The sequence below is a fragment of the Bradyrhizobium sp. USDA 4341 genome, from assembly GCF_054063755.1.
In genome coordinates, this window is record NZ_JBSSGO010000002.1 from 4,679,225 (window position 1) to 4,695,494 (window position 16,270).

The window sequence follows — 16,270 nt, forward strand, 5'->3', positions numbered from 1 at the left end:
TTGTGGCCATTTTCCGAGGGAAATGGCCACGTCGGAGGTCACATGTCTGAATCCAAGTCTTCTGAATCCAAAGATACCGCCCGCTTTCGTCCCGAAACCCGCCTCGTCCATGGCGGCACCCTCCGCTCGCAATTCGGGGAGACGTCGGAAGCGCTGTTTCTCACCCAGGGTTACGTCTACGACACCGCCGAGCAATGCGAGGCGCGCTTCAAGGGTCAGGATCCCGGCTTCATCTATTCGCGCTATTCCAATCCGACCATTGCGATGTTCGAGCGCCGCATGATCGAGCTCGAGGGCGCGGAAGCCGCGCGCTCGACCGCGACCGGCATGGCCGCGGTGACCACCGCGATCCTCGCGCCGCTGAAGGCCGGCGACCACGTGGTGGCGTCGAAGGCGCTGTTCGGCTCCTGCCTCTACGTCGTGCAGGACCTGCTGCCGCGCTACGGCATCGAGACCACGCTGGTCGACGGCCTCGATCTCGACCAGTGGCAGCGCGCATTGCGGCCGAACACCAAGACCTTCTTCCTGGAGAGCCCGACCAATCCGACACTCGACGTGCTCGACATCGGCGCGATTGCGGAGATCGCGCATAGCGGCGGCGCCCGGCTGATCGTCGACAATGTGTTCGCGACGCCGATCTGGCAGAGCCCGCTGTCGCTCGGCGCCGACGTCGTGGTCTATTCCGCGACCAAGCATATCGACGGCCAGGGCCGCTGCCTCGGCGGCGTCATCCTGTCGTCGGAGGCCTTCATCGCCGAGCATATCCATAATTTCATGCGCCAGACCGGCCCGTCGCTGTCGCCGTTCAACGCCTGGGTACTGTTGAAGGGGCTGGAGACGCTCGGCATCCGGGTCCGCGCGCAGACCGAGAACGCGGCGAAGATCGCCGAGGCGCTGGCGAAGCATCCGAAGATCACGCGGCTGGTCTATCCCGGCCGCCCCGATCATCCGCAGGCCGAGACCGTGAAGAAGCAGATGGGCGCCGGTTCGACGCTGGTCGGCTTCGAGGTCAAGGACGGCAAGGCCGGCGCCTTCCGCTGCCTCAATGCGCTGAAGATCTCACGCATCTCCAACAATCTCGGCGATGCCAAGAGCCTGGTCACGCATCCCGCCACCACGACGCATCAGCGCCTGGCGCCGGAGGCCCGCGCCGAGCTCGGCATCAGCGAAGGTTTTATCCGCTTCTCGGCCGGGCTCGAGCACCCCGACGATTTGATCGAGGATTTTGAACGCGCTCTCGAGCAGGTTTGAGGCGGGCGAAGAAGCCCCGACGGGACTCTCCCGCTTGCGGGGGAGGGTTGGGGTGGGGGCTCTCTCCACGAGTCATTCCGTGGAGAGAGCCCCCACCCGCCGCGCTCAGGCGCGCAAGAGCGCTGCCGAGCGCGTCGGCCTCGCCCGCAAGCGGGAGAGGCGAAGCAAGTGAACCTTACGTCGCAGCCGTCGTCACGCCGCCGTCGACCACGATGGTCTGGCCGGTCATGAAGGTCGAGGCATCGGAGGCGAGATAGGCCACTGCGCCCGCGATCTCGTCGGGCTCGCCGATGCGGCGGAGCGGCGTCGACGCGGTGCGACGCTTCAGATTGTCCGGATCCTCCCACAGCGCGCGGGCGAAATCGGTCTTCACCAGACCCGGCGCCACGCAATTGACGCGCACGCCCTTCGGTCCCCATTCGCCGGCGAGGCTGCGGCACAGCGCAAAGTCCGCCGCCTTGGAGATGCCGTAGGCGCCGATCACGGTCGAGCCGCGCAGGCCGCCGATCGAGGAGATGATCACGACCGAGCCCTTGCCGCGTTCGGCCATCTGCGGGATCGCCAGCGCGGAAAGCCAGATGTTGCTCTTGACGTTGGAGCCCATGATCTTGTCGAAGGCCTCGTCCGTGATGTCGAGCAGCGGCCCGTAATACGGATTCACCGCGGCATTGCAGACCAGGATGTCGATCTTGCCGTAATGCTTGATCGTGCCCGAAATGAGCCCCTCGACCTCCGCGCGGCGCGCGATGTTACAGGGGATGACGAGCGCATCGCCGCCGGCCTTCTTGATGCCGTCGGCGACTTCCTGGCAGGCGTCCGCCTTGCGCGAGGAGATCACGACCTTGGCGCCGAGCTTAGCCAGCAGTTCGGCCGAGGAGCGGCCGATGCCGCGGCTCGAGCCGGTGACGACCGCGACCTGGCCGGTGAGATCGAACGGGGTGTTCTTCATTGTTGTTGCCTCCCGGATGCGCCGTCATTCCGGGGCGCGACGCAGTCGCGAACCCGGAATCCATTAGGCCACATCATTGGTTGTGAAATGGATTCCGGGTTCGCCGCGCTGCGGCGCGCCGGAATGACATCAGTGTGCTTACGCCAACAGCCCGCCACCCTCGCTGACGCGACGGAGGTGGTAGTCGGTATCGCCGAGCGTGTTCTCGATCATGGTCAGCCGCTTGAAGTAATGGCCGATCTTGGCTTCCATGGTCATGCCGATGCCGCCATGAAGCTGGATCGACTGCTGGCCGACGAACTTCAAGGACTTGCCGACCTGCACCTTGGCGGCCGCGACCGCGGACGAACGCTCCTTGGCATCGCTGAAGTCCGACGCCATGGTCGCAAACATCGACATGCTGCGGGCCTGCTCCAGCGCCACGAACATGTCGGCCGCGCGATGCTGCAGGCTCTGGAACGAGCCGATCGCAACACCGAACTGCTTGCGGGTCTTGATGTACTCGACGGTCTCCTTGAGCGACTCGTCCATCGCGCCGACGGCTTCCGCGCACAGCGCAATGCGGGCTTCGTCCGCCACGCGCTCGATCAGGGGCAGGCCGTTCTCGGGATCGCCGATCGCAGCATCCGCACCGACCTCGACATTGGTGAAGGTGATGTCGGCTGCGTGCAGGCCGTCCTGGGTGGGATAGCCCTTCCTGGTGACGCCCTTGGCGTCCGCCGGAACCAGGAACACGCCGATGCCGGCCTTGTCGCGCTGGCCGCCCTTGGTGCGCGCGGTCACGATCAGCGTGTCGGCGTTCTCGCCATTGAGCACGACGAACTTCTCACCGTCGATCACCCAGCCGTCGCCCTTCTTCTTCGCCGTGGTCACGACGTCAAACAGATCGTAGCGCGAGTTCTTCTCGAGCTGCGCAAAGCCGAAGGTCTTGCTGCCGTCGATGATGCCCGGGATGTACTTGGCCTTCTGCTCGGCCGAGCCGCCATGGCGCAGGAAACCACCGGCGATCACGACGGTGGCGAGATACGGCTCGACCACCAGTGCCTTGCCGAGCGCTTCCATCACGATCATGGTCTCGACCGCGCCGGCGCCGAAGCCGCCGTCGGTCTCGGCGAAGGGCAGACCAAGCAGGCCCTGCTCGGCGAGCTTGCCCCAGAGCGCTTTGCTCCAGCCGCCCTTCTCCTTCATGTACTTCTTGCGCGCATCGAAGTCGTAGGCATCCGCCAGCAACCCGTCGACGCTTTCCTTGAGAAGCCGCTGCTCCTCGGACAGATCAAAATCCATGTTCGTTCCCTATCGTCAAAATTGCTGATGCTCTTCCGCGGTGTCATTCCGGGATGGCCCGAAGGGCCAGGCCAGGAATCCATACTCACGATGGTGGTTATGGATTCCGGGCTCATCGCTTCGCGATGCCCCGGAATGACACCGATGACAGAGCCGGGGCCTCTCCCCGCGAAGAACGGGGAGAGGGAGAAGATCAAAGCCCCAGCACCGCCTTGCTGATGATGTTGCGCTGGATCTCGTTGGAGCCGCCGTAGATCGAAACCTTGCGGTTGTTGAAATAGCTCGGCGCGATCTGCGCGGTCCAATCCATGCTCTCGTTCGAGCCGGCGTCGCCGTGCTCGTCATAGGGCGCGGCGAACGGACCGATGATCTCCATCAGAAGTTCGGTCGTGGTCTGCTGGATTTCCGAGCCCTTGATCTTGAGCACCGAGGAGGCCGGATTGGGCTTGCCCTTGCCGTGCTTGCCTTCGTCGGCGACGACGCGGAGCTGGGTGAGCTCGAGCGCCTTCAGCTCGATCTCGCAGGCCGTGAGCTTCTCGCGGAACGCCGGATCCTCGATGACCGGACGGCCGCCGGACTCGACCTTGGAGGCCAGCGCGCGGATGCGGCGCAGCCGCTCCTTCGAGACGCCGACCCGGGCGATGCCGGTGCGCTCATTGCCGAGCAGGAATTTGGCGTAATCCCAGCCCTTGTTCTCCTCACCGATCAGGTTCTCGACAGGCACCTCGACGTCGTCGAAGAACACCTCGTTGACCTCGTGGCCGCCGTCAATGGTCTGGATCGGGCGCACGGTGACGCCCTTCGACTTCATGCTGAACACGATGAAGGAGATGCCCATCTGCTTCTTCGCGTTGTTGTCGGTGCGGCAGAGGCAGAAGATCATGTCGGCGTGCTGGGCGAGCGTGGTCCAGGTCTTCTGGCCGTTGATGATCCACTTGTCGCCACGGCGCTCGGCCTTGGTCTTCAGCGAGGCGAGGTCCGAACCCGAGCCCGGTTCCGAGAAGCCCTGGCACCACCAGTCGTCGACATTGGCGATGCGCGGCAGATATTCCTTCTTCTGCTTCTCATTGCCGAAGGTGTAGATGACAGGGCCGACCATGCTGACGCCGAAGGCGAGCGGCTGCGGCGCGGGATAGGACTGCAGCTCTTCGTTGAAGATGTAGTGCTGCACGGTGGTCCAGCCGGTGCCGCCATATTCCTTCGGCCAGTGGGTGACGCCCCAACCCTTCTTGTTGAGGATGCGCCACCAGGTGACCATCTCGTCCTTCGACAGATGGCGGCCTTCCTGCAGCTTGCGCCTTGTATCCGGCGGCACGTTGTTCTTGAAGAACTCCCGTACCTCCTCGCGAAACGCTATCTCTTCCTTGGTGAAAGCGAGATCCATCGGATCCTCCTTTTAAAAGTTCAACTGCTTCTTTCCTGGTCGTCCCTGCGAAAGCAGGGACCCATAACCACCGGCCATCGCAATTGGCAAAGCCGGCTGCCACTGTGCCTCTTACATAGGCCGCGGCGTATGGGTCCCGGCTTTCGCCGGGACGACGGATTCATTGCACCATATCGTCCATCATGAGCGCGATCCTGATGCGGTTTGTTGCGTGGTTTGAGACGTCTTCGGCTGCTGCTGCCGCAATTCGTGACGCGACAGCTTGCCGACCGGGGTGCGCGGCAGCTCGTCGACGAACTCGACGGCGGCCGGCAGTTCGTGCTTGCCGACCTTGCCGGTGAGGAATGTGCGCAGATCGTCGATCGAGAACACCTTCTCGCCGTCGCGCAGCTTGATGAAGGCCTTTGCCGCCTCGCCGCGGTAGTCGTCGGGGATGCCGATCACGATCACCTCCTGCACGGCGGGATGCGTGTAGATCGCCTGCTCGATCATCTGCGGATAGACGTTGAAGCCACCGGAGATGATCATGTCCTTCTTGCGGTCGACCAGATAGAAATAGCCGTCGGCATCCATGTAGCCGATGTCGCCGGTCAGGAAGCGGTCGCCGACAAAGGCCTCCGCGGTCTCCGCCGGCCTGTTCCAGTAGCCTTTGGTGACGTTCGGGCCGCGGATGCGGATTTCGCCGACCTCGCCGACCGGCATCAGCTTGGTGGAATCCTCCAGCGACACCACGTCCATCTCGATGCCGGGCAGCATCAGTCCGATCGAGCCCGGCTTCTCCGGCCCTTCCTTGGGATGGCCGGTGCCGGGCGAGCAGGTCTCGGTCATGCCCCAGCCGCTCTTCAGTTTCATGCCGACGCGGCGCTCGAAGATCTTTGCGACCTCGACCGGCAGCGGAGCGCCGCCGGAGCCGGCGACGACCAGCGAGGACAGATCGCGCTTGTCGAGGTCGGGCAGCGAGGCGATCGCGATCCACATCGTCGGCACGCCGGGGAAACACCGTCGCGCGCTTGACCTCGATGTCGCGCATCACGGCCTCGACGTCGAAGCGCTGATGCAGCGAGATCAGATGGCCGCGCCGGATCACCGACAGCAGCACGACGGTCAGCGCATAGATATGAAACAGCGGCAGCACGCAGATGACGCGCTCGATCCCGTTGCGTTCGAGCCGCCCCGGCTTGCCCCAGACGTCATAGATCGACACCGCCGCGGTGAGATTGCCGTGGCTGAGCATCGCGCCCTTGGGCAGACCGGTGGTGCCGCCGGTATATTGCAGCAGCGCGACGTCCTCGACGTCGACGGCTGGCCATTGCGACGGCTTGACCGCGCCGTCGATGAACTGCCGGTGCGTGATGATTGCGGGATTGTCGGGCAACGCGGCTTGCTGTGTGCCGACCTTGCCCCAATGATCGTCCTCGCAAACGATCAGACGGTCGAGCAGCCCCTTGGCGAGGAATTTCAGCGCGGTCGGCAACAGCGCCGACAGGTTGCTGGTGACCAGCACCCGTGCGCCTGAATCGGAGAGCTTGTGCGACAGCGCGATCTCGCCGTCGAGCGGCGACAGATGCACGACGCGTGCTCCGGCCTTCAGCGCGCCGAAGAAGTTGATCGGATGGTCGGGCGAGTTGCCGAGAAACAGCGCGACCGAGGTGCCCTTGCCGTAACCCGCGCGCATGAAGGCGGCAGCTGCAGTCTCGACCAGCGCCTCAAGCTCGCTGTAGCTGATCTGCTGGTCGCGGAATTCGAGCACCGGACGCGCGCCGAACTCGGCGGCGGCATTCGAGAGCAGGTCCGGCAGCGTGCCGCGCGTGATCTCGTCGCTCCATTGCACGCCCTTGGGATAATATTGTTCGCCGGGATAGGTCATGGAAACGTTCAACACCTGTTAGGTGAGCATCGGCGTGTGGGCTCCCCTCCCCCTTGTGGGGAGGGGTTGGGGAAGGGGGTTCACGCGGGCAGTGCCGATGCGGCCACCCCTCTCCCTAACCCTCTCCCACAAGGGGAGAGGGAACCCGAACACCGAGCCAGTGGCGCCAAGAAAGATCACGCCGCCTTCGACGCGGCGGCGAGCGAGGCGAAGGTCTTGCCTTCGTCCGCGAGCTTCTTGAGCAGCGGCGCCGGCTCGAGCGAAGGATCGTTGGTCTCCTTGGCGTAGAAGGCCAGGCGATCGGCGATGTGCTTGAGGCCCACGGTGTCGGCCCAGAACATCGGGCCGCCGCGATAGATCGGCCAGCCATAGCCATAGAGCCATACCACGTCGATGTCAGACGGACGCGCCGCGATGCCCTCGGCGAGGATCTTCGCGCCTTCGTTGATCATCGGGTACATCATGCGCTCGAGGATCTCGTCGTCGCTGACGACGCGCTTCTTGCGGCCGAGGCGCGCCAGCGTCTCGTCGATCAGCTTCTCGACCTCCGGATCGGGCAGCGCCGCGCGCGAGCCCTGCTCATACTTGTAGTAGCCCTTGCCGGTCTTCTGGCCGAAGCGGCCGGCTTCGCACAGCGCGTCCGCGATCTCCGACTTGATGCCGCGGTCCTTGCGCGAGCGCCAGCCGATATCGAGACCGGCGAGATCGCCCATCGCAAACGGGCCCATCGGCATGCCGAACTTGGTGACCACAGCGTCGACCTGCTGCGGCAGCGCGCCTTCGAACAACAGCTTCTCGGACTGCTTGCCGCGCTGCGCCAGCATGCGGTTGCCGACGAAGCCGTCGCAGACGCCGACCACGGCCGGCACCTTGGCGATCTTGCGCGCGATCGAGACGGCAGTGACCAGCGCATCCGGCGCGGTCTTGTCGGCGCGCACGATCTCGCACAACTTCATGACGTTGGCCGGCGAGAAGAAGTGCATGCCGAGCACGTCCTGCGGACGCTTGGTCGACTGCGCGATCTCGTCGATGTTGAGATAGGAGGTGTTGGAGGCCAGCACCGCGCCCGGCTTGGCGTACTGATCGAGCTTGCCGAACACTTCCTTCTTGACCGCCATGGTCTCGAACACCGCCTCGATCACGAGATCGGCGTCGCCGATGTTCTCGATGCCGACGACGCCGTTGATCAGCGCCATGCGCTTGGCGGGCGCGTCCGCCGGGATGCCACCGCGCGCGGCGGTCGCCTCATAGTTCTTCTGCATGATGCCCAAGCCGCGCTTGAGCTGCTCCTCGCCGGTCTCGATCAGGGTGACCGGGATGCCGGCATTGGCGAACGACATCGCGATGCCGCCGCCCATGGTGCCGGCGCCGAGGATGGCGACGCGCGCCACGTTGCGGCCCTTGGTGCCCTCGGGAACGCCGGAGATCTTGGCAGCTTCGCGCTCGGCGAAGAACGCGTAACGCTGCGCCTTGGACTGTTCGCCGTTCATCAGCTTGAGGAAGCCCTCGCGCTCCTTCTTCAGGCCTTCGTCGAACGGCAGGTCGATCGCAGCGCCGACGGCGTCGGCGGCTGCGAACGGCGCCTCGAGGCCGCGCGACTTCTTGGTCAGCGCGGCGACCGCATTGGTGAAGATCGAACGGTCGGCCTTGGCCGCGGCGAGCTTGCTGTCGTCATCGCGCAGCTTGCGCAGCGGACGCTTCTCGGCGACCACCTTGCGGGCAAATGCCTCACCGCCCGACGCCGGACCCTCGACGATCTCATCGATCAGGCCGGCCTTCAGCGCCGCATCCGCACCGATCGGATCGCCGCCGACGATCATCTTGACCGCGAGCTCGGGACCGACCGCACGCGGCAGGCGCTGGGTGCCGCCGGCGCCCGGCAGCAGGCCGAGCTTCACCTCGGGCAGACCGAGCTTGGCGTCCTTGGTGGCGACGCGATAGTGGCAGGCCAGCGCGACCTCGAGGCCACCGCCGAGCGCGGTGCCGTGGATCGCGGCAACGATCGGCTTCGGCGAGCTCTCCATCAGGCTCAGCACGTCGGCGAGCCCGGGCGGCTTCGGCGGCTTGCCGAATTCGGTGATGTCGGCGCCGGCGATGAAGGTGCGGCCGGCGCAGGTCAGCACGATGCCCTGGACCTGCGCGTCATCGATCGCGCTCTTGACGCAATCGAAGATGCCGCCGCGCACGGCGGCGCTCAGCGCGTTTACAGGCGGACTGTTAACCGTGACGACGGCAATGTTGTCATGACGTTCGAGCTTGACGACTTCACTCACCGGGACTCTCCCTGGATGCTTGTTCTTGAACTTGCGTTGAGTAGCTGCACGACTGGCGTCGAGCGGCTAGATTAGACCAATTTCGCACTGCGAAATTTAATTCCACATCTTGACACGGAGGGTTATTTTGAAGCACGAGCCTTGTCAACGAGCATGACAAGGGCAGGGAATGAAGCGCGCCAGCAAGAAAGCAGCGACCGATCGCAATTTCGTCGTCGCGCTTTCCCGCGGACTGGATGTCCTGCGTGCATTTCAACCCAATGACGGGCTGCTCGGCAATCAGGAGATTGCAGCCCGCACCAAGTTACCGAAGCCAACCATTTCCCGGCTGACCTACACGCTGACCAAGCTGGGATACCTTACACCTGTACCGAAATTCGAAAAGTATCAGCTCGCGCCGTCGGCGATGGCGCTCGGCTACGCCGCGCTCGCCAATCTCGGCGTTCGGCATTTGTCCGAGCCGTATCGAGAAGAAGTGATGCGCGCGACCGGCGGCGCGGTCGCTGTCGGCGGCCGCGACCGTCACAGCATGATCTATTTCGGCCAGAGCCGGAACGGCCTGGCGCTCGGCGTGCAGCTCGACGTCGGCTCGCGGGTGCCGATCGCGACCACCGCGATGGGCCGTGCCTATATTTGGGCATTGCCACCCGAAGAGCGTGCGGCTCTATTACGCGAGCTGCGGGATCACTATGGCAGCCGCTGGGCCAAGATGCGCGACGGCATCGAGCGCTCCGGCGAGACGGTGGCGAAGTACGGCTTCACCATGTCTACCGGCGACTGGCAGGACGACGTCGCCGCGGTTGGCGTTGCATTGAGACTGAACGACGGAACCGGTCCTTACGCCTTCAATTGCGGCGCGCCGGCATTCCGCTTCACGGAAGATAGATTGCTCAACGACATTGGACCTCGCCTTGTCGCGATGGTAAGGAACATCGAGCAGGCGCTCGGTGGAATAGCGCCGCAATCCAAAAAAGAACAAACCAAAAAGTCTAGAGTAGGAGGGAAAGTTGCACGTTTGGCCGAGGGGATCAGATAGCCTCCATCGCGTCCGGCGAAATCCATCGCAGGGCCGCTCGCACCGCTCAGAGATGGCGGGCGAGACGAGATGACGCAGGCACAGCTCGCGCAGGGGAATGATCCTCTGCTCGCGGTTCGCGACGTCAGCGTCGTGTTCGGCGGCATCATCGCACTGAATGGCGTGTCGTTCGACATGCGCCATGGGCAGATCCTCGGGCTGATCGGACCGAACGGCGCCGGCAAGACGACGCTGTTCAATTGCCTGTCGCGGCTCTACCAGCCGTCGTCCGGCGACATCCTGATGGAAGGCAAGAGCATCCTGTCGCGGCCGCCGCACCGGATTGCCGAGATCGGCATCGGCCGCACCTTCCAGAACGTCGCGCTGTTTCCCAATCTGTCGGTGATCGACAATGTCCGCGTCGGCGCGCATGCCCGCACCTCGAGCGACATCGTCAGCGACTCGCTGCGCCTCGCCTGGGTTCGCCGCGGCGAGAGCGACATGAACAAGAAGGTGCACGACATCCTCGGCTATCTCGATCTCGAGGACGTCGCCCACACCGTGGTCTCGGGACTTCCGTTCGGCACCCAGAAACGCGTCGAACTGGCGCGCGCCTTGGCGGCGGATCCGAAGATCCTGCTGCTCGACGAGCCGGCTGGCGGCCTCAATCACGAGGAAGTCTATGTGCTCGGCGATTTGATCCGCAAAATCCGCGATGACCGTAAAATTACGGTGTTGCTGGTCGAGCATCACATGGGTCTCGTGATGTCGATCGCCGACCACGTCGTCGCGCTCAATTTCGGCCGCAAGCTGGCCGAAGGCACGCCGGCCCAGGTCCAGGCCGACCCCGACGTCATCAAGGCCTATCTGGGGAGCAAGGACCAATGACCGCGATGCTCAACGTCAAGGACCTGCGCGCCTATTACGGTCAGGTCCAGGCCCTGCACGGCCTCAGCTTCTCGCTCAACGAGGGTTCGCTGACCACCCTGCTCGGCGCCAACGGCGCCGGCAAGACCACCACGCTGCGAGCGATCTGCAACATGGTGCGCTCGACCGGTGCGATCGAGTTCGAGGGCAAGCCGATCGGCACCCGTTCCACCGAGAACGTGGTCCGCCTCGGCATCGCCCATGTGCCGCAGGGCCGCGGCACCTTCACCAACATGACGGTGGAGGAGAATCTGCAGCTCGGCGCCATCAGCCGTTCCGACAAGAACGCCATCGGCGCCGACATCGAGCGGATGTACGAGCATTTCCCGGTGCTGAAGCAGCGCTACACCCAGCAGGCCGGCACGCTGTCGGGCGGCGAGCAGCAGATGCTCGCGGTGGCGCGCGCGCTGATGCTGCGGCCGCGCCTGATGCTGCTCGACGAGCCGTCATTCGGCCTCGCGCCGCTGATCGTGCGCGACCTGTTCCGCATCCTCGGCAAGATCAATCGCGAGGAAAAGGTGACCATCCTGGTGGTCGAGCAGAACGCGCAGCTCGCGCTCGAGCTCGCCGACCAGGCCTATGTGATCGAAACCGGACGGATCGTGATGTCGGGCAATGCCAAGGACATCGCGAACAACGAAGACGTCCGCAAATCCTATCTCGGCTACTGAGGAGCTGGCACAATGGAGCTTTTTGCCAACCAGGTCCTGGCCGGCATCGCCACGGGCGCGATCTATGCCTGCATGGCGCTCGCGGTCGTGATGATCTACCAGGCCATCGACCACCTGAATTTCGCCCAGGGCGAAATGGCGATGTTCTCGACCTTCGTGTCCTGGCAGCTGATGCAATGGGGTGTGCCATATTGGGGCGCCTTCGTGCTCACCGTCGCGTTTTCGTTTGCCGCCGGCATCGTCATCGAGCGGTTGCTGTTCAAGCCGCTGGCCAAGGCCCCGATCCTGACCAATGTCGCCGGCTTCATCGCGCTGTATGCGATCATCAACAGCGTCGCCGGCTTGATCTGGGACTTCACCATCAAGCAGTATCCGACGCCGTTCGGCTCCTCGCCGTTCCTCGGCAGCCAGCTGATCTCGACCCACCAGGCGGGCATGATCGGCATCACGCTGTTGATGCTGCTGCTGTTGTTCTTCTTCTTCCGCTTCACCCGGGTCGGCCTTGCGATGCGGGCGGCCGCCTCGCTGCCTGAATCGGCCCGGCTGGTCGGCATCAACACCTCCTGGATGATCGCGCTGGGCTGGGGCATGGCGTCCGCGATCGGCTCGATCGCCGGCATGATGATCGCGCCGGTGGTGTTCCTCGAGCCGAACATGATGCTCGGCGTGCTGATCTACGGATTCGCCGCAGCCGTGCTCGGCGGCCTGACCTCGCCGTTCGGCGCCGTGATGGGCGGCTTCCTGGTCGGCATCTTCGAGAACCTCGTCGGCACCTACATCCCCGGCGTCGGCAATGAACTGAAACTTCCGATCGCGCTCGCGCTGATCATCGTCGTCCTGGTCGTTAAACCGGCAGGCCTGTTCGGCCGCGCCATCGTCAAGCGAGTTTGATCATGAGCGCCGTTGAAGACATCGTCACAGAAGCCCCCGCCGTCGAGGCCGTTCCCAAGCGTGCCATGACACTGGGCTACGGCACCTCGCTCGTCGTGCTCGCCGCGCTGATCCTGATCCCGCTGTTCGTGAAGAACTTCATCATCTTCCAGATGACGATGCTTCTGATCTACGCGCTTGCGGTGATGGCGCTCAATATCCTTACCGGCGGAAGCGGCCAGTTCTCGCTCGGCCAGAGCGCGTTCTACGCCGTCGGCGCCTATACGTCGGCGATCCTGATGGAGCATGCGGGCATGAACTATGCCCTGACGCTGCCGGTCGCCGGCATCGTCTGCTTCGGCTTCGGCTTCCTGTTCGGCCAGCCGGCGCTGCGGCTATCCGGCGTCTATCTGGCGCTCGCGACCTTCGCGCTCGCCACCGCGATGCCGCAGCTGCTCAAGCTCGGCTATTTCGAGCACTGGACCGGCGGCGTGCAGGGCCTCGTCGTCACCAAGCCGGATGCCCCGTTCGGGCTGCCAATGTCGCAGGATATGTGGCTTTATTACTTCACCCTGGCGGTCGGGATCGCGATCTACATCGCCTCGGTAAACCTGCTGCGCTCGCGCTCCGGCCGCGCCTTCATGGCGATCCGCGATAACGAGATCGCGGCTTCCGCGATGGGCGTCGACGTCGCGCTGTACAAGACGCTGGCGTTCGGCGTCTCGGCCGGCATCACCGGCGTTGCCGGCGGTCTCGGCGCGATCGCGGTGCAGTTCGTGGCGCCTGACGGCTACACCATCCAGCTCGCGATCTCGCTGTTCCTCGGCATGGTGGTCGGCGGCGTCGGTTGGCTGCCCGGCTCGATCGTAGGTTCCGCCTTCATCATCTTCGTGCCCAACATCGCCGAAGGCATCTCGAAGGGCCTTTCGGGTGCGGTGTTCGGCGTGTTGCTGTTCCTCGTCATCTTCCTCGTGCCGCACGGCGCCAGGCAGGTTGCGATCGTTGCCCAGCAACTGGCCGCAAAGCTCAAGAAAAACTAAGAATCTTTAGAACCAAACCAGGAGACATTATGCTTTCTACCGTTCGGATCGCCGCGATTTCCGCGGCGATCGTCGCTGTTGCCGCGACGTCCACTGCCGCATTCGCCCAAAAGAAATACGACACCGGCGCAAGCGATACCGAGATCAAGGTCGGCAACATCATCCCCTATTCGGGACCGGCCTCCGCCTACGGCGTGATCGGCAAGACCGAAGAAGCCTACTTCAAGATGATCAACGACCGCGGCGGCATCAACGGCCGCAAGGTCAATTTCGTCAGCTATGACGACGCCTACTCGCCGCCGAAGGCGGTCGAGCAGGTGCGCAAGCTGGTCGAGAGCGACGAAGTGCTGCTGGTCTTCAACCCGCTCGGCACGCCGTCCAACACCGCGATCCAGAAATACCTGAATTCCAAGAAGATCCCGCAGCTGTTCGTCGCCACCGGCGCCACCAAGTGGAACGATCCGAAGAACTTCCCATGGACCATGGGCTGGCAGCCGAGCTACCAGAGCGAAGCGCAGATCTATGCCAAGTGGCTGATGAAGGAGAAGCCCGACGCCAAGGTCGCGATACTCTATCAGAACGACGATTTCGGCAAAGACTACCTCAAGGGCACCAAGGACGGTTTTGGCGCCAAAGCGGCCTCCAGCATCATCATGGAGGAGAGCTATGAGGTGTCCGAGCCGTCGATCGACGGCCACATCGTCAAGATCAAGGCCGCCAATCCGGACGTGCTGCTGATCTACACCACGCCGAAGTTCGGCGCGCAGACCATCAAGAAGACCGCCGAGCTCGGCTGGAAGCCGCTGCAGATCATCACCAACGTGTCGGCCTCGGTCGGCAGCGTGATGCAGCCGGCCGGCTTCGACAACGCCCAGGGCGTGCTGTCGGCTGCCTACGCCAAGGACGGCGCCGACTCGCAGTGGAATAACGACCCCGGCATGAAGAAGTGGTCCGAGTTTCTCGACAAGTACATGCCGGGCGCCGACAAGACCGACGGCGGCTACGTCTACGGCTACGGCGCCGCGCAGACGCTCGCCAAGGTGCTGGAAATGTGCGGCGACGACCTTACCCGCGCCAACGTCATGAAGCAGGCGGCGAGCCTGAAGGACTTTACGCCGGACACCCTGCTGCCCGGCGTCAAGATCAACACCTCGGCCACCGACTTCGCCCCGATCGCCCAGCTGCAGATGCAGCGCTTCAAGGGTCAGAAGTGGGAACTGTTCGGTGACATCATTTCCGGCGACGTCCCCTCTGAGTGACGTTGCACTGCGGGAATAAAACAACAGCCTCCGCGATAGCAGTCGCGGGGGCTTTTTGTTGACGCCCCGCGCCGATCGTATTGAATACTGCAAACTAAGAACTCGAGGTGGGGAAACCATGACTGCCGCACGTCCGTCCCTGACGGCGCTCTTGTCCGCATTCGCTCTGCTCCTGACGAGCTGTAATGTCGCGCTGGCGCAGAAGAAATACGACACCGGGGCCAGCGACACCGAGATCAAGATCGGCAACACCGTGCCCTACAGCGGTCCCGCCTCGGCCTATGGCGTGATCGGCAGGACCGAGGCGGCCTACTTCAAGATGGTCAACGAGGCTGGCGGCATCCGCGGCCGCAAGGTCACGTTCATCTCCTACGACGACGGCTACTCGCCGGCAAAGACGGTGGAGCAGACGCGCAAGCTGGTCGAGGACGACGAGGTGCTGCTGGTGTTCGGCTCGGTCGGCACCTCAACCAACGCGGCGATCCGGAAATACATGAACGAGAAGCAGGTGCCGCAACTGTTCGTCGGTTCCGGCGGCTCCAAGTGGAACGACCCCAAGAACTATCCATGGACCATGGGCTGGCAGCCATCCTACCAGGACGAAGCGCGGGTCTACGCAAAATACATCATGAAGCACAAGCCCGATGCCAAGGTTGCGCTGCTTTACCAGAACGACGACTTCGGCAAGGACTACCTCAAGGGCCTGAAGGACGCCTTCGGCGACAGGGCCTCGATGATCGTCGCCGAAGAAGCTTACGAGACGTCGGAGCCTGCGATCGACAATCACATCGTCAAGCTGAAAGCCGCCGGCGCCGACACCTTCATCAGCATCACGTCACCGAAATTCGCGGCGCAGGCGATCAAGAAGGCCGCCGAAATCGCTTGGACGCCCTTGCAGTTCGTCGCCAATGTCTCAGCCTCGGTCGGCGGCGTCATGCAGCCGGCCGGCTTCGAGAATTCGCAGGGCATCCTGTCGGCGTCCTATCTCAAGGACGGCGCCGATCCGCGATGGGACAAGGATCCCGGCATGGAGAAATTCCTTGCCTTCCTCAAGAAGGATTATCCCGACGCCAACAAGCTCGACGGCGCCACCTCCTACGGTTACGCCGCCGCACAGACCATGGCGCAGGTGCTGGAGATGTGCGGTGACGATCTCACCCGCGCCAACATCATGAAGCAGGCCGCGAGCCTGAAGGACTATGTCCCCGGCACGCTGCTGCCGGGCATCAGCGTCAACACCTCGGCCACCGACTTCGCGCCGATCAAGCAGTTGCAGCTGATGCGCTTCAAGGGCGAGAAGTGGGAGCTGTTCGGCGACATCATCTCGAGCGGGCTCAGCAACTAGGACGGCGCACGATCTCCACGCAAACGCTTCGCGTGTGTCGCGAGGCGATTGCGCGGCGCGGACTTTCCTCGCAACGCGTTGGACTAAATGACGCCCTCCGCGACAGCGCCGCGGGGGGCTTTCTGTTGCTGGCAC

At 63.8% G+C, this 16,270-nt stretch carries 12 protein-coding genes and 1 pseudogene; 8 read left to right on the forward strand and 5 right to left on the reverse strand.

All coding sequences use genetic code 11. From position 1 onward, the window contains the following. Positions 1 to 42 precede the first annotated feature (42 nt). Positions 43 to 1,251 carry an O-succinylhomoserine sulfhydrylase gene (locus tag ACVIGB_RS28215; protein WP_456720176.1) on the forward strand — a complete coding sequence of 403 codons (1,209 nt, stop codon included), beginning with the start codon at positions 43 to 45 and terminating at the stop codon, positions 1,249 to 1,251. Between the two features lie 175 nt (positions 1,252 to 1,426). Here ACVIGB_RS28215 and ACVIGB_RS28220 read toward each other — a convergent pair whose 3' ends face one another. From ACVIGB_RS28220 to ACVIGB_RS28240, 5 genes and pseudogenes are all read right to left on the reverse strand, one after another. Further along, the gene (locus tag ACVIGB_RS28220) at positions 1,427 to 2,200 is read right to left on the reverse strand and encodes an SDR family NAD(P)-dependent oxidoreductase (protein WP_092119436.1); all 774 of its coding nucleotides are present in this window, start codon (positions 2,198 to 2,200) and stop codon (positions 1,427 to 1,429) included. A gap of 138 nt (positions 2,201 to 2,338) precedes the next feature. Beyond that, positions 2,339 to 3,484, reverse strand: coding sequence for a pimeloyl-CoA dehydrogenase small subunit (gene pimD, locus ACVIGB_RS28225; protein WP_456749242.1), 1,146 nt, complete (start codon positions 3,482 to 3,484; stop codon positions 2,339 to 2,341). Between the two features lie 193 nt (positions 3,485 to 3,677). Next, positions 3,678 to 4,868, reverse strand: a complete 1,191-nt coding sequence (gene pimC / locus ACVIGB_RS28230) for a pimeloyl-CoA dehydrogenase large subunit (RefSeq protein ID WP_092119442.1) — start codon at positions 4,866 to 4,868, stop codon at positions 3,678 to 3,680. A gap of 180 nt (positions 4,869 to 5,048) precedes the next feature. Beyond that, a pseudogene (gene pimA / locus ACVIGB_RS28235) lies at positions 5,049 to 6,735 on the reverse strand (dicarboxylate--CoA ligase PimA). Between the two features lie 176 nt (positions 6,736 to 6,911). Further along, a complete protein-coding gene (locus ACVIGB_RS28240) occupies positions 6,912 to 9,008 on the reverse strand; it encodes a 3-hydroxyacyl-CoA dehydrogenase NAD-binding domain-containing protein (protein WP_456720174.1) in 2,097 nt (698 codons plus the stop codon). 169 nt (positions 9,009 to 9,177) lie between these two features. On the opposite strand from ACVIGB_RS28240, the gene ACVIGB_RS28245 reads away from it, so the two are divergent. From ACVIGB_RS28245 to ACVIGB_RS28275, 7 genes are all read left to right on the forward strand, one after another. Further along, positions 9,178 to 10,044, forward strand: coding sequence for an IclR family transcriptional regulator (locus ACVIGB_RS28245; protein ID WP_092119451.1), 867 nt, complete (start codon positions 9,178 to 9,180; stop codon positions 10,042 to 10,044). Positions 10,045 to 10,113: 69 nt separating this feature from the next. Further along, positions 10,114 to 10,911, forward strand: coding sequence for an ABC transporter ATP-binding protein (locus ACVIGB_RS28250; protein ID WP_050406254.1), 798 nt, complete (start codon positions 10,114 to 10,116; stop codon positions 10,909 to 10,911). Continuing rightward, positions 10,908 to 11,621 (forward strand): ABC transporter ATP-binding protein, encoded by a 714-nt coding sequence (locus tag ACVIGB_RS28255; protein ID WP_092119454.1) that lies wholly within the window; start codon positions 10,908 to 10,910, stop codon positions 11,619 to 11,621. Before ACVIGB_RS28250 ends, ACVIGB_RS28255 begins: the two co-directional genes overlap by 4 nt. A gap of 12 nt (positions 11,622 to 11,633) precedes the next feature. Further along, on the forward strand, positions 11,634 to 12,512 hold the full coding sequence (locus ACVIGB_RS28260) for a branched-chain amino acid ABC transporter permease (RefSeq protein WP_021076976.1): 879 nt from the start codon (positions 11,634 to 11,636) through the stop codon (positions 12,510 to 12,512). A gap of 2 nt (positions 12,513 to 12,514) precedes the next feature. After that, positions 12,515 to 13,531, forward strand: a complete 1,017-nt coding sequence (locus ACVIGB_RS28265; protein ID WP_092119460.1) for a branched-chain amino acid ABC transporter permease — start codon at positions 12,515 to 12,517, stop codon at positions 13,529 to 13,531. Between the two features lie 29 nt (positions 13,532 to 13,560). After that, positions 13,561 to 14,790 (forward strand): ABC transporter substrate-binding protein, encoded by a 1,230-nt coding sequence (locus ACVIGB_RS28270; protein ID WP_092119463.1) that lies wholly within the window; start codon positions 13,561 to 13,563, stop codon positions 14,788 to 14,790. A 118-nt stretch (positions 14,791 to 14,908) separates the two neighbouring features. Beyond that, positions 14,909 to 16,135, forward strand: a complete 1,227-nt coding sequence (locus ACVIGB_RS28275) for an ABC transporter substrate-binding protein (protein WP_456720173.1) — start codon at positions 14,909 to 14,911, stop codon at positions 16,133 to 16,135. Positions 16,136 to 16,270: the final 135 nt, after the last annotated feature.